This is a genomic window from Tunturiibacter gelidiferens (genome assembly GCF_014201335.1).
Classification (GTDB): domain Bacteria; phylum Acidobacteriota; class Terriglobia; order Terriglobales; family Acidobacteriaceae; genus Edaphobacter; species Edaphobacter lichenicola_E.
In genome coordinates this window covers 164,549-178,904 of record NZ_JACHEB010000011.1, presented here as the reverse complement: position 1 = coordinate 178,904, position 14,356 = coordinate 164,549, and the positions used below count along the sequence as shown (strand labels likewise).

The 14,356-nt window shown below is 56.0% G+C and carries 7 protein-coding genes; 5 read left to right on the top strand and 2 right to left on the bottom strand.

The genetic code is table 11. From position 1 onward, the window contains the following. The first annotated feature begins 55 nt into the window (after nt 1–55). From mutS to HDF14_RS20535, 5 genes are all read left to right on the top strand, one after another. Nucleotides 56–2,722 carry a DNA mismatch repair protein MutS gene (gene mutS, locus HDF14_RS20555; RefSeq protein WP_183980426.1) on the top strand — a complete coding sequence of 889 codons (2,667 nt, stop codon included), beginning with the start codon at nt 56–58 and terminating at the stop codon, nt 2,720–2,722. A gap of 121 nt (nt 2,723–2,843) precedes the next feature. Continuing rightward, on the top strand, nt 2,844–4,028 hold the full coding sequence (locus HDF14_RS20550) for an anhydro-N-acetylmuramic acid kinase (protein WP_183980580.1): 1,185 nt from the start codon (nt 2,844–2,846) through the stop codon (nt 4,026–4,028). Further along, nucleotides 4,028–4,606 (top strand): hypothetical protein, encoded by a 579-nt coding sequence (locus HDF14_RS20545; RefSeq protein ID WP_183980424.1) that lies wholly within the window; start codon nt 4,028–4,030, stop codon nt 4,604–4,606. Before HDF14_RS20550 ends, HDF14_RS20545 begins: the two co-directional genes overlap by 1 nt. A 114-nt stretch (nt 4,607–4,720) precedes the next feature. Continuing rightward, nucleotides 4,721–6,181, top strand: coding sequence for an ABC transporter substrate-binding protein (locus tag HDF14_RS20540; protein WP_313899651.1), 1,461 nt, complete (start codon nt 4,721–4,723; stop codon nt 6,179–6,181). A gap of 267 nt (nt 6,182–6,448) precedes the next feature. Continuing rightward, nucleotides 6,449–8,962, top strand: coding sequence for an alpha-galactosidase D (locus HDF14_RS20535; protein ID WP_183980420.1), 2,514 nt, complete (start codon nt 6,449–6,451; stop codon nt 8,960–8,962). A 472-nt stretch (nt 8,963–9,434) separates the two neighbouring features. Here HDF14_RS20535 and HDF14_RS20530 read toward each other — a convergent pair whose 3' ends face one another. Together HDF14_RS20530 and HDF14_RS20525 are read right to left on the bottom strand one after the other, a co-directional pair. Then, nucleotides 9,435–11,738 carry an alpha-galactosidase gene (locus HDF14_RS20530; protein WP_260698454.1) on the bottom strand — a complete coding sequence of 768 codons (2,304 nt, stop codon included), beginning with the start codon at nt 11,736–11,738 and terminating at the stop codon, nt 9,435–9,437. A 34-nt stretch (nt 11,739–11,772) separates the two neighbouring features. Next, nucleotides 11,773–14,202, bottom strand: a complete 2,430-nt coding sequence (locus tag HDF14_RS20525) for a glycoside hydrolase family 95 protein (RefSeq protein WP_183980418.1) — start codon at nt 14,200–14,202, stop codon at nt 11,773–11,775. Nucleotides 14,203–14,356 lie beyond the last annotated feature (154 nt).

Here is a 14,356-nt window from a genome sequence, read left to right as displayed (position 1 = left end):
GCCATCGAGGCTGACGCGCCTTCGGCGCCTTTGTTGTTGTGGGATTATGAATGGGATGGCGAATGAGACGGTAACGAATTTTGCGGAGGCGGCTGCTGGGGCGACGCCGGCGATGCGGCAATATTTTGCGGCGAAGGAGCAGTATCCCGACTGCCTGGTGTTTTGCAGAATTGGGGATTTTTATGAGCTGTTTTATGAGGATGCAATTCTTGTCTCGCGTGTGTTGCAACTTACGCTGACGGCGAGGGATCGCGAGAAGAAGCAGCCGATGTGCGGGGTTCCGTACCATGCGGCTGAGGTTTATCTGCAGAAGCTGCTGCGCCTGGGGTATAAGGTTGCGCTGCTGGAGCAAATGGAAGACCCGAAGCTGACGAAGACGGTCGTGCGGCGGGAGGTGACGCGGGTGCTGACGCCGGGGACTGCGCTCGATCCGACGTTGGGAGCCGAGCAGAGTAACTATCTGGCAAGTGCGGGGGTGTTGGGTTCGGGGGCGGCGCAGGTTTGGGGGCTGGCGTTGCTGGATCTTTCTACGGGGGAGTTTCGGGCTACGGAGTTTGCGGGTGTGGGCGGATGGGCGGGGCTGGTGGACGAGTTGGGGCGGGTACGGCCGGTGGAGTTGCTGTATGGGAGCGGGTTGCTGGGTGGCGTGAATCTGGCGGGTGAGAGCGAAACGGCGGCGGGACTGGATGGGATTCGAACGAAGACGGCGGTGGAGGAGTGGGTGTTTACGGCCGATCATGCGGTGCCGTTGGTGAGGAATCACTTTAAGGTGCACTCGCTGGATGGGATGGGGTTGGGTGGGCATGAGGCGGCTGCGATGGCTGCTGGGGCTCTGCTGCATTACATGCGGGCGACCAAGCAGGGTGGGCTGGAACATGTGGATGGGCTGCGGTTTTATGAGCGGTCTACTTGTCTCGAGTTGGATGCGGTGAGTGTGCGGAATTTGGAGTTGGTGGAGCCGCTATTTTCGGGTGAGTCGGTGCAGACTACGTTGTTTTACACGATGGATGCTTGTTGTACGCCGATGGGAAAGCGGTTGCTGCGGGCTTCGCTGCTTAGGCCGGCGAGCGGGTTGGGGGAGATTGAGGCGAGACTGGAGGCGGTGGGTGAGGCTGCGGGGGATCTGCGACGGCGTGAGGAGCTGCGGCGGTCGATGGATGGGGTGCTGGATTTAGAGAGATTGCTGGGGAGGGTGGCGCTGGACTCGGCTGGGCCGAGGGAGGTGATGGCGTTGGCGAAGACGCTTGGGTGTTTGCCAGGGGTGGTGGCGGCGGTTCGTTTGTTTGGGAGTGCGAGGTGGCGGGAGTTGGGGGAGAGTATCGATCCGCTGGAGGATCTGCACGAGATGATTGTGCGGACGATTGTGGAGGAGCCGCCTGTTTCGCTTGGAGATGGTGGGGCTATTCGCGAGGGGGTGGATGCGGAGTTGGATGAGCTGCGGGAACTGAGCCGGAGTGGACGGCAGGCGCTGGCGGCGATTGAGGAGAGGGAGCGCGAACGGACGGGGATTGGATCGCTGAAGGTGCGGTTTAACAATGTGTTTGGCTATTACCTTGAGGTGACGAAGGCGAATGCCAAGGCGGTGCCGTCGGATTATGAGCGGAAGCAGACGCTGGTGAATGCGGAGCGGTTTACTACTCCTGAGTTGAAGGAGTATGAGACGAAGATTTTGACCGCGCAGGAGCGGAGTGGGGAGATCGAGAAGAAGATCTTTGCGGAGTTGCGGCGGCAGTTGCTGGACGCCGCGGGGCGGATGCGGGACACTGCGAGGAAGATCGCGGAGATCGATCTGCTGGGGTGTTTTGCGCACCTGGCTGCGCTGCGTGGATGGGTGAGGCCGCAGGTGGAGGAGTCGGGCGTGCTGGAGTTTGTGCAGGCTAGGCATCCGGTGGTGGAGAAACGGATGGAGGAGTCGGGTGGAGGACGGTTTGTGCCGAATTCAGTTCATCTGGATGCGGATGCGGGACCGGCGGTGCTGTTGATTACGGGGCCAAATATGGGAGGAAAGAGTACGTATCTGCGCATGGCTGCGTTGCTGGTGGTGATGGCGCAGATGGGGAGCTTTGTTCCTGCGGAGAGGATGCGGCTGGGGTTGGTGGATCGGATCTACACGCGGATTGGGGCGAGCGACAATGTGGCGCGGGGGCGGTCGACGTTTATGGTCGAGATGACGGAGACGGCGGCGATTTTGAATACTGCGACGAATCGCTCACTGGTGTTGCTGGATGAGATGGGGCGTGGGACTGCTACTTATGATGGATTGAGTCTGGCGTGGGCTACGGTGGAACATCTGCATGACCGGATTGGTGCGAGGACGCTGTTTGCGACGCACTATCATGAGCTGACGCTGCTTGCGGATCGGTTGGCGAGGCTGACGAATTTGCGAGTGACGGTGAAGGAGACGGCGGGGGGGATTGTGTTTTTGCATACGGTGGAGGCTGGGCCTGCTAGTAAGAGCTATGGAATTGAGGTTGCCAGGTTGGCGGGGCTGCCGACAGGTGTGATTGCGCGGGCTCGCGAGGTGTTGAAGGTACATGAGCGGGCTGAGACGCAACAGGTGAGAGAGGCTTCGCCTGCGCAGGGAGCGCAAATGCAGATGACTATGTTTACACCGCTGTCGCAGAGGATTGTGGATCGGTTGGCCGAGGCTGATGTGGATGGGCTGACTCCGCGTGAGGCTTTGAATTTGCTGGCGGAGTTGCAGAGGGAGTTGAAGGGATGATGTCCTGCCGGACGGGCCCGCTGCGCGCGGGGCGGTCACTTCGTGACTCGTATACCTTTTCTGTGAGATGCCAGGTGCGTGGGTCCGGGCTTTGCCCGGTTTGGGAGGATTTGTGAAGAGCATGGTGGTGGCTGGAGTGATGAGTGGTACCTCGGCGGATGGAGTGGACGTTGCAGTCTGCAGGATTTCGCCGCCGCTTCATGCAGGTGGGACGCCTCGGATCAAGCTACTGGGTCATTTGGGGGTGGCTTATCCCAAGGCTGTGCGAGCGGCAGTGCTGTGTGCAATGGATGCTGATGCGATTCCGGTGGCAGAGCTTGCGCGGTTGAACTGGCGATTGGGTGAGGTGTATGCAGATGCAGTAGCGAAGGCACAGGAGAAGTTTGGGGTGAAGGTGAAGCTGGTGGGTTGTCATGGGCAGACGGTGTACCACCAAGGGGCTTCGGAGAACTATCTGGGGAAGGCGACCCGTGCGACATGGCAGATGGGCGAGGCCGCGGTGATCGCGGAGCGGTTGAAGATTCCGGTGGTGAGCGACTTCAGGCCAGCGGATCTGGCTGCTGGAGGACAGGGCGCTCCGCTGGTGCCTATGCTGGACTACTGCATGTTTCGCTCTGCGAAGGTGAGTAGGGTTTTGCTAAATCTTGGCGGAATCGGGAATGTTACCGCTGTGCCAGCAGAGGCGGGAGTGGGTGGGCTGATGGCGTTCGATACGGGGCCGGGAAATATGGTGATCGATGCCTGTATGAAGAGACTGTATGAGCGCGAGTTTGACCGAGGCGGTGCTGTTGCTCGGACAGGACTCGTGCTGCGGGATGTGGTGGAGATGATCCTGAAAGAACCTTACTTCTCTGCCCTGCCGCCAAAGTCTTGCGGGCGGGAGCAGTTTGGAGAGACGTTTGTTTCGCGATTTATTGCGATGTGCCGCAAGGCTGGTGGGAGTGAGGATAGAGACGAAGATGTTGTTGCTACGGCAACTGCGTTGACGTCTGCGTCGATCTTGAAGGCTTATCAGAAGTTTGTATGGGCGCACGTTGGACAAGCTGCACCGCTGTCGCCGGTGGAGTTCGTAGTTGCCGGAGGAGGGACGAAGAATGCTTCCTTGATCGGGTTGCTGACGGAAGGATTGGAGCCGATGGGAGTGAAGGTGCGGTTGATGGAGGAGTTGGGCGTTCCGTCACAGGCCAAGGAGGGCGTGGCGTTTGCGCTGCTTGCGTGGTTGAGCTGGCATGAGTTGCCAGGGAATATTCCTGCAGCTACCGGAGCGAAAAGAGAAGTAATTTTGGGAAAGGTGACCCGCGCGTGATGGTTGGCGATAAAGTTCGATGTTGGAATCGAAACGTACCAATTGGGCGCATCTGTTTTGTTGTCGGACTTATTCTGGTAGCGCTTTGGCTTTTGCCTTATGTAACGATGCCAGCGAGTGATTTGTGCTGGGGATTGAGCCACAACTGGACGCCCACATATCAAAATAGACCACTCAAAGTTCCTTTGATGTGGCGACAAGAACCGACGCCAGCTGGAACACACTCGATTGCACTTCGCCGATCATCGAGACGACTCACTTATCTCGGTTCTGAATCGATTGACATTCAAGATAACAGGCTGAAGCCGTTTGATTCGACGGCAGCGATGCAGCGCTGGAAAAGTATCGAACCTCGTTTGCAACAACCAGGAGATTGGACCGAAGAGTTTTCCGGAAACACATTCGTACAAACGCACTACTCCTGCCTCTCAACCCATCGCATAAGACTTTTGTCTGTCCATGTTGTTTGTTTCTCAAACGATGGAATGTGGTCAGCGGCGCTGATGGGCTCCGAGAAGAGCGTGGAGGATTTTCAAAAAATCTTGCACAACTTGTCTACGTTGTACGACCCGACTTAGGTTATGACTAAAAGAAATTTCCCTTGTACCTCACACATTGCGATCAAGACCTTGTTTCTCATATGCGTATCGCTGTGTGGTTGCAGCCGGCGCGCGGAAGAGCCGGGGTCGGTGGTGGTGATTATTGAGAGCAGTCCGAATAATTTGGACTTGCGGGTGGGCGCGGATGCGCAGTCGGAGCGGGTGGGTGGGCTGATCTTTGATGCTCTGGTGAAGAAGGATGAGCACTATGAGTTGCAGCCCTGGTTGGCTAAGAGTTGGGAGCAGCCTGACCCTTTGACGTGGGTGTTTCATCTGCGGGATGGCGTGCGATTTCATGATGGGAGGCCGCTTGAGGCGGAGGATGTTGCTTACACGATCAGGAGTTTGATTGATGGTTCGGTTGTGACTGCGAAGGGTGGGGGCTTCGCGGCGGTGGACAAGGTTGAAGCGACGGATCGGCTTACGGTTGTCGTGCATATGAAGCGGCCTGATGAGGGTCTATTGTTCAATGTGAGCGATGGTTTGTTTGGCGTGGTGCCGCGTGGGAGCGGGAGAGATTTTGGATTGCATCCGGTGGGGTCGGGGGCGTTTCGGTTTGTGAGCGCGGTGCAGGATAAAGAGGTGATCGTTGCGCGGAATCATGAGTACTGGGCGGGGATGCAGGAGGTACCTGTCGGTGCCGAGCGGATTGAGCAGGTGCGGTTTGAGGTGGTGCCGGATGCGATTACGAGTGCGTTGGAGCTGAAGAAGGGATCGGCGGACCTGGCTAGCAACGTGGTGACGCTGGATATGGTGCATGCGCTGGAGAGCGCGCGGAACCTGAAGGTGGAGTCGGGGATCGGGTCACCAGTGGTTTATGTGACATTTAATGTTACAGATCCGTTGTTGAAGGACAAGCGGGTGCGACAGGCGATTGCGTGTGCGATGGATCGTCAGGCGATTGTGGATGCAATCTGGCGGGGGCAGGCTCGGCTGGCGGATACGTTGCTGCCGGAGGGACACTGGGCAGCGGCGACGGATGCGGAGTTAGCGCAATATCCGCATAATGTGGCGCGGGCGCAGAAGTTGCTGGAGGAGGCGGGCTTCCCTGCCGGTAAAGATGGGGTGCGGCTACGGCTGACGATGAAGACGAGTACGGATGAGACGACTCGGCTGATGGTGACGGTGTTGCAGCAGCAATTGCGGGCTGCGGGGATTCGGTTGGAGATACGGTCGGCAGAGTTTGGGACGTTTTATGCTGACGTGACGAAGGGTGCGTTCCAGATGTATGCGCTGCGATGGATTGGGAGCAATGAAGATCCGGATATCTTTCGGTATGCGTATGCTTCGAGCAGCTTTCCGCCGAAGGGGGGAAATCGAGGGCGGTATTCCAATGGGCGCTTGGACGCTTTGCTGACGGAGGCGGCAGCTAGTTCGGATCGGGCGGCGAGGAGAGCAGATTACGTTGAGGTGCAGAAGATTCTGGCGGAGGATTTGCCAGGAGTTCCGATGTGGTATCCGAACAATGAGGTAATTCATACCCGCCGGGTTGAGGGAGTTGTGCCTCGTGGGGCGGGGAGCTTTGATTTTTTACGGGATGCCTGGGTGAGGTAGCGTTAACGTAAACTTAAATTTTGCGCCAACCTCCCCATTTCTCTCTTCTTCTATCTGCATCACTGGCAAATGGGCGGCTAAAGACCAATATTTATGATGATTTCTCGGTAAACAAATAAATTACATTCTTTTTCTTGACAGATGTAAATCGGCACATCTACAGTCGGCGTGCTTCATTTTTGGCTTAAATAACGTTTACGTTACCGTCTTTAAACTTCGCCACACTCTGCTCTTACGCGAGTACACAAAGTGCCAGGAGGCAATCCCATGGAAACCAGGCTTCACGGTTTTGGTTCGTTCCAGACTTGTAAATATGTTTGTTCCCTATTTCTAGCCGCGACCGGATTTCTCCTTCCGTATTCACGTGCACAGGCACAGGTGAACGGCGTAGGACAGAAACCCTATCTTGGCTGGAGCACCTTCAGCGAGCAGACTATCAACAGCAGTTTTCTTACGCAGGCCAACATTCAGGCGCAATCGGATGCGTTGGCAGCCTCAGGGCTTCAGCAGCATGGCTTCCAATACATCAATATCGACTCGGGATGGATGTCCACGTTTGACGCGAACGGGCGCCCGATTCCCGCTGCTCCAAACTTCCCTGACATTAAGGCATTGATTGATCACATCCACGCGAATGGCCAAAAGGCGGGCATTTACTGGATTCCCGGCATTGAGCAGCCGGCAGTTGACGGCAACTTCCCTATCCTTGGAACGCTTTACACAACGCAGCAGATTGTCGCCATTCCGCTGGCGCAGGGCAATACGTTTGCGGCTGCGCCACCCAATCCTTTCCACGATAAGATCGACTTCACCAAGCCGGGCGCGCAGGAATATATCAACTCGGTTGTGAATCTCTTTGCCTCATGGGGCATTGACTTCATCAAGTTGGACGCTGTGGCTCCGGGTTCAGATGTCGATAGCCTTGCCATTGATGATCGTCCCGACGTAGAAGCATGGTCGAAGGCCATTGCACAGAGCGGTCGGCCTATCTGGCTGACAGTTTCGTGGGATATCGACCAAGACTTCCTCGGTACATGGCAGCAGTTCTCGAATGCTCGCCGCATCGACCAGGACATTGAATGTGAAGGCGGTTGCGCCACGCTGACGGACTGGCCACACGTTGTTCTACGCGAGTATGAGGCCGTGGGTTGGGAGCACAGTGTGGGCACCACGATGGGCTGGAACGATCTGGATACTCTCGATGTGGGAGACGGCACACTTGATGGCCTTACCCAGGATGAGAAGCAATCGGCCATCACACTTTGGGCCATGGTGAATGCACCGATGTACCTGGGAGGCGACCTGACTAAGCTGGACAGCTTCGCCAAGTCAGCCCTGAGCAACGATGAAGTTATCGCGATTGATCAGTCGGAGCATCCGGCTACGCAGGTGCGAGGCGGCTTCACTCCAGTTTGGGTCTCTGACACGAATGACGGATATGAATATGTGGCGCTCTTCAACCTGAATGCCTTTCCTACCAAAGTGGCGGTGAGGTGGAGCGACCTTGGTTTTGCCACTGCCGCCAGCGTGCGCGATGTGTGGAATCGGATCAACCTGGGCGGCTTCTCCAACAGTTTCAGCACAGTTCTGGCTGGGCATGGATCGCGCGTGCTCAAGGTTCGGCGCGTGGGCAGTGTTTCGGAGCCGGGGGGGACTGTTTACGAGGGTGAATCGGGCAGCTTTACTGGAACCGCCACCGTGAGCAACTGCTCGGCATGCTCAGGGGGAGCTGAAGCCGGATTTCTGGGTGGCGCTCCTGGCACGGATACTGTCACCTTCAACAATGTAGAGGCTCCACGCGCTGGAACTTACTTCATGGAAGTGGATTACCTCACCGAAGACCCACGCGCGTATGAGTACAACATCAACGGAGGCCCCTCAGCTACGCTGAACCTTGGTGGGGGAAGCTTCAACCTTCCATCTTCCACCACTGTTCCGGTCACACTGAATAAGGGGCACAACACGATCACCTTCGGTAATGCCGGGACCTTTGCGCCGGGACTCGATCGCATCATTATCCGTGGGAACGGCGATGCGATCCCCAGCACATCCACTACCTATGAGGCCGAGGCCGCGACGCTGACTGGAACGGCCAGCGTGGGCGGGTGCCCGTATTGCTCGGGAGGCGCGATTGTCGGTAGCTTTGGAGGAGGTGCGGGCAATAGCGTGACCTTTAATTCCGTGACGGTTCCTGAGAGCGGCATGTACCAGCTTGAGGTGGACTATGCCACGCAGGGTCCGCGCACTTTTTTCGCAACCGTCAACAATGGGACGCCGATCGAGCTTGATCTTAACGGCAGCACCTTCAGCGACCCACAACCCGTGGTCATTCCGGTGCAGCTCCATGCCGGGGTCAACACTATCTCGTTTGGTAATCCTAATGCGAATGGATTTGCTCCGGGGTTGGACAGCATTACCGTCGCTCCGATTGTGGGCACTCCCAACCTGAGTGCGACGGTTACACGCAAAGCCGGACCCGTCGACCTGCGCCTGTGGCAGGTGACGCTGGCCAATGGAGGCAACTCGGCTGCGGGACAGACGCTGCTAAATAGCTTCACGATTGTTCCGAATACGGGCAACCATGGCTGCAGGGTAAGCGTTCTGCTGCCGGTTCCGCTTCCGGTGGGACCGATTGCTCCTTCGGCGACACGCTCGGTTGAGGTGCCGATCTCGTTCGCCCCGGGTTGCGGGAAGAGCGATACCTTTTCGGTGCAAGCGGTCTTCTCTGCGGGCAACGGAAGCGACGTAGGCACCTTAGCTCTAACCGACGAAACCGAATAAACCCTAACTACGCCGATAGGGGCTTCTTTTGGGAAGGCCCTGTCGGTATTCACAAATAACTACGCTTTCTGTAACGACGGTTAAAAAGCGAAAGGACGAACTCTCTTTCGAGAACTCGCCCCCTGCTTACCGATTTTCGAAGACCAGGTTCGGCGCCCCAGTCACAACTGATTGCAATTTCAGAATTGTTTGGTGACTGCGAGCAGAGCCCGAGCCTTCCATACGTTTCCGCTATCGAATTCGCTGTAAGAGCTTCCTCGGTTTCATCCAAAGCATCCAGTTGCCTGGGTGCTTCTTGAGTTCCGTTGCCGGTTCTCCGGATGGCCTCTGTCTACTCTCTCCTACTGGAAGATTTCTCCTCCGTTGATTCGTAAGATACTCGCAATCTGCTTGAAAGCATCCGGTCGTAATACCTTTTTTTTGTGGAAATAACGCCTGTATTGTGGAAACAAGGTCAGCCGATTGCCATAGGCTACCGCTCCACTATCTCCAATCTGAAAGCAGCGGCCTGGAAATCACCGCGGAGCTCAACATCAACACCATGCTCCATCCAGAAAGCACCACTGGCAACAGGCGGGAGATTTTTGGATAGCTTCCCGTCAAGCGCGTCGATGCGATACATCGCGTCGGTCTTCAATCCTCGAAGATAGATCGTTGGAAAGGGATATAGCATCTGGCTAGAGTGGAGAAAGGCGAAGGCGACTGCATGTCGTTGATCTTCTGACACCGATTCAGTTACAGATTGCTCACTTCCCTTCTGGGGTGAGATCAAGCGATAGAGCGAGCCTCGCTGCACGGTTTCCCGAATTTGTTTGTACTGGGTCACCATTTTTTTCGCAGTTGCAAAATCTTCTGGCTTCCAATTGTTTAGATTTGCACCAACGCCGAGCGATCCCTGCATGGAAGAGAGAAAGCGGTATTCGAGGGACAAAGAGCGTTTATTGACCCAGGTTGGCGAGTCCGTGACCCACGCCATCATCACACCTGGAGCATAAGCATAGGTGAACCCATCCTGTATCAGGAGACGATCGAACGCATCGGTATTGTCGGACGGCCAAACCTCGTCCGTGTAATACATGATGCCGAGGTCCACTCGACTGCCACCTCCGGAGCAACTTTCAATCTCGACGTGGGGATGTTTCGTACGCAGCTCATCGAGGATGGAGTAGAGATTTTGGATATAGGCGATGTAGACCTTCTTCTCGTCCTCAGGCGCCACGGCCGGCCATCCCGGTTCGGACCAATTGCGGTTGTAGTCCCACTTGAGGAATGCGATGTCATTCTCGTTGAGTAGCTTATCGAGTGATTGAAAGACATAGGCACGAACATCTGGACGGGCAAGATTAAGCATCAGTTGGTTCCGGCCTTCAGTCCGCGGCCGGCCGGTGAAGTTCAGCGTCCAATCAGGGTGCTTACGGTAGAGATCGCTATCAGGATTGACCATCTCAGGCTCGACCCAGAGGCCAAAATCCATGCCCAGTGAATGCACCTTGTCGATCAGTGGCTTCAGACCGTGAGGAAACTTGACCGGGTTGACATACCAATCGCCAAGCCCAGCGTGATCGCTTGATCGTTGTCCAAACCAGCCATCGTCAACAACGAAGCGTTCAATGCCGATGCTCGCTGCCTTCTCCGCGAGGGCTTCCTGTCCAGCCTCATCCACCTTGAACTCTGTCGCCTCCCAGGAGTTGTACAAAATGGGACGAAGCTTCGGACTCGGGGCGTGGGGCAAGATGTTTGAGATCTCGAAACGATGTAGAAGTCTTGAAGCCCCACCGATGCCGTCACGCGAGTAGCCGGCATAAAAATCGGGTGACTGCAGGTGCTCTCCAGGTGCCAAACGATAGCCAAAATCAAAGCGATTGGGGCCTCCCGTTACGCGAACTTGCTCTGTAGCATCCTGTTCAATGCTGATCTGCCAAGAGCCGCTCCACCCCAGAGCGCCAAACCAAACGTCGCCATACTCCTGGTCGTTTGAACCGTTCTTATCGATGGCGAACCATGGGTTGTTCTGGGCGCCCGTCGATCCGCGACGGCTTTCGAGAATGGTTTTTCCAGGCTGAACGATTTGTTCGCGGAGGCTCCACTCCCCTGCCCAACGACCGGTGAGGTAACGCAAGCGGTAATCCGTGCCGTGCGGCAAGTTCCACGTGGCCGAAGCAATTTCCTCAACCGTGAGCGGCGCGGAAGTTCTGTTATGTACTTGTGCTGATCGTGTCAGAACACCCGTAGAGGCATCGATTTGATACTGCAACTCGACATAGACCTCCCGCGAAATGTCCTTCAGCAGAATCGTGAGCTGGTTCCCGTCGATCCGATGCGAGACATACTCCAGAACTAGGTCTCTATTTCCATCCGGGAAAGTAACCTTCAGATCAGGTTCAACGTAGAGCCCTCCCCCCCAACCAACGAACTCTTGTCGCGTCGTGTTGGTCGAAGACTCGAAGGAAGATACACCAGGATCGGAATGGGGCATCGCGAAGGTATCAGCTGAACTCAGACGTTTTCCCCAATAAATCGCCTGCAGTTGTTTTTTTTCATTAATTCCAAACACATAGGACATATCAGCCGTATCCATACGAAAGACCTGCGCTTGACTGTCAAAGTGAATCAGAGCTGCATTCGATTGCCCTTCCGCAAACAGAGGAAGGTGCGTGCTCCCGAACGCAATGCAAAGTAAGACTATGAAACGAAGCTTCCGTCTGTGCTTTGCCGCCGCACAAAAGGTGCCCGCGTTCGTCCCTCGTCCAATCATCCTTGCTACCTCAGCAATCATTTGTGGCTCCATCTAATTGTTATAAATAGCTGCATTACGAAGACACTGTCGGTTCGTGTGTTGCTACATTCTCTTTGTTTCGGAAGGACAGTTCCGTCAAGCGCACTCTACGGCCTCGCTCTACGCGAATCGGCAGCACTGTTTTTCCGTAACGGACGTTGCACGTCCCACCGAGTTTGCTCGATATCGCCGCAGAAATCAGTCGGCTCGAACGCCAGCGCATGTCGACCTGAAAGCCGTCTCGAGCACAAAGCCCGCTTACCCGTCCGTCGGGCCACTCCGCCGGCAGCGCAGGTAGAAGATGGAGGAAATCACCCTGTGATTGCAAGAGCATCTCGGCAAGCCCTGCCGCTCCAGCAGTGTTGCCGTCGACTGCGAAGATATTTTGCTCCGCGCCAGCAACGCCACCACGAGAGTAAGTCAGGAGATTGTCTTCGGTCGCTTTTGCGATAAGGCCAACTAAGTGATGGTGTGCCGCCTCTCCATCCCAGAGTCTGGCATAGTAGTTCACGAGATTGGCGCGGCTCCACTCTGTATCCTCCCAATTGGGTTGATTGATACGCCGCTCCAGCGTGACGCGTGCAGCCATGGCGAGGGCAGGGGTCTTTTCCGGGGAGATTTGGTTTTCCGGATATAGGGCGATCAGGTGTGAAGTGTGCCGATGATTCGGCTGAGCCTCTTCAAAGTCTTCCAGCCATTCCTGAAGCTGGCCGTAACGACCAATCTGAAGTGGGGAGAGCTTCTCTCGCGCCCGTCGAAGCTCGCTGCCGAAGCTGGAGTCAATCGAGAGCCTCGCTTGAATTTCCAAAGAGATACTAAAGAGCGCATGGACAAGGACACGATCACACGTAGGTCCCATCGATTCGCTGCATTCGACGCCAGATGAAGTGCGAAACCAATTCTCCGGTGAGTCGGATGGTCCTGTGACGAGCCATCCGTGTTTCGGATGCTCCACCATGTATGCAATGAAAAACTCAGCCGCTTCCTTGAATACCGGATACACACGTTCGCGAAGGAACTCTATGTCCTGCGTAAAACGAAAGTGCTCCCACATCTGGAGCGAAATCCAGATACCCGACGTGACGAAGATTCCCCATCCCAAACCCCATCCGGTTGCCGTATAGCCCCACGGATTTGTGACCACATGGCTGACCCATCCATGTACACCGTAGAGGCTCTGTGCAGTGCGCCTGCCTGAACTCTGTGTGTGCTCGATCAGAGTGAAGAGTGGAAGCTGTGACTCAGTGAGGTTGCCGACCTCTGCTAGCCAATAATTTTGCTCTGTGTTGATGTCCAAATGAAAATCGTCCGTCCAGCCCATACTCGAAGCAAGCCCATCGTTCCAGATTCCCTGCAACGCAAGCGGAAGAGGTGAGTTCGCTCGCGAACCGGCAATCGTAAGGTAGCGCCCATATTGAAAGAAGAGCGCACACAATCCGGGATCGCTGCCGCCTGCCTCCAATGACCGTCGCCTCTGATCGGTTGGAATTCTTTTGGCTTCAGCTCGAAATCCCAAGTCGATCTGAACACGACGGAACAGGGTTTGATGGTCCGCGATATGGTTTCGACGAAGGTCTGCATAACTCTTTGAGGTGGCACCTTCTAATGCCTTATTGCAGTCTATCTCCGGAACGTGGCCACCGTAGCTGGTGGCAATTGCGACGATTAGCGTCACTGCATCTGCACCGCCGATCTGCAGATACTCTTCCCCGCCCGTAACCACTCCCCCAACATGGAGGAGACGAACGCGGCACTCCACCTCAACGCCCTGCTTTCCGTCACTGTGCTTCGATTCGAATGCGTGGCCCTGAAAGATAAGAGTGTCAGATCCGGACCGAATGATCTTTCCTGGTAACTTGATGCTCTCGAAGATCATTTTGAGGCTGACTTGCCCAGGGGTGTCGCTTCGCAGATTTACGACAAGGGCGCCTTCTGGATTTGAAGAAAACGTCTCTCGCGTAAAGCGATGCCCATCGGCTCGATACTCTACACGAGCAACTCCCTGGTCCAGATCGAGGGTACGCCGGTACTGACTTGGATCACCGCGATGAGTCAATTCCAGAACCAGATCGAGCAACGGCAGGTTTGTGCCGAAAGAAGTCGGGTGGCTGAGAAGACATTCTTCACAGAGCTTCCGGGCCTGAACGTAGTCCCCCTGAAAGAGGAGTGCGCGTATTTGATTGAGCTGCGTTGCTCCTCTTGGATTGATATCGGACACGCCTGGCGCTCCGGACCAAACCGTTGACTCAGTCAAAGCGATCCGCTCCTTCATGACGCCCCCGTAGACCATCCCGCCAATCCTTCCATTCCCAATTGGAAGGGCCTCGAGCCAACGCCTCGCTTCGCTGCGGTACCAGAGGACCTGGTCAGCCACCCCCTCTTCGCCAAGTGCAAGGCGGGCGTTCACCGGAGTGGCAGTGAGAGCCAGACCGCCCCGGACAAATTCTCGTCTAGTAGGAGTCATGGAATCTTTCCGCAGAGCCGCTAAAGCCGCTGCCGGCTCGAAGGAACCGATATCTAAGCTTGTTTCCTTGATCAGGATCGACAGGTGCGATGCCTCTCATCAATCTTGGGATTGACGGGCTACGTGAGTCTCGGTAGCCTCGGCAGAAATTCAT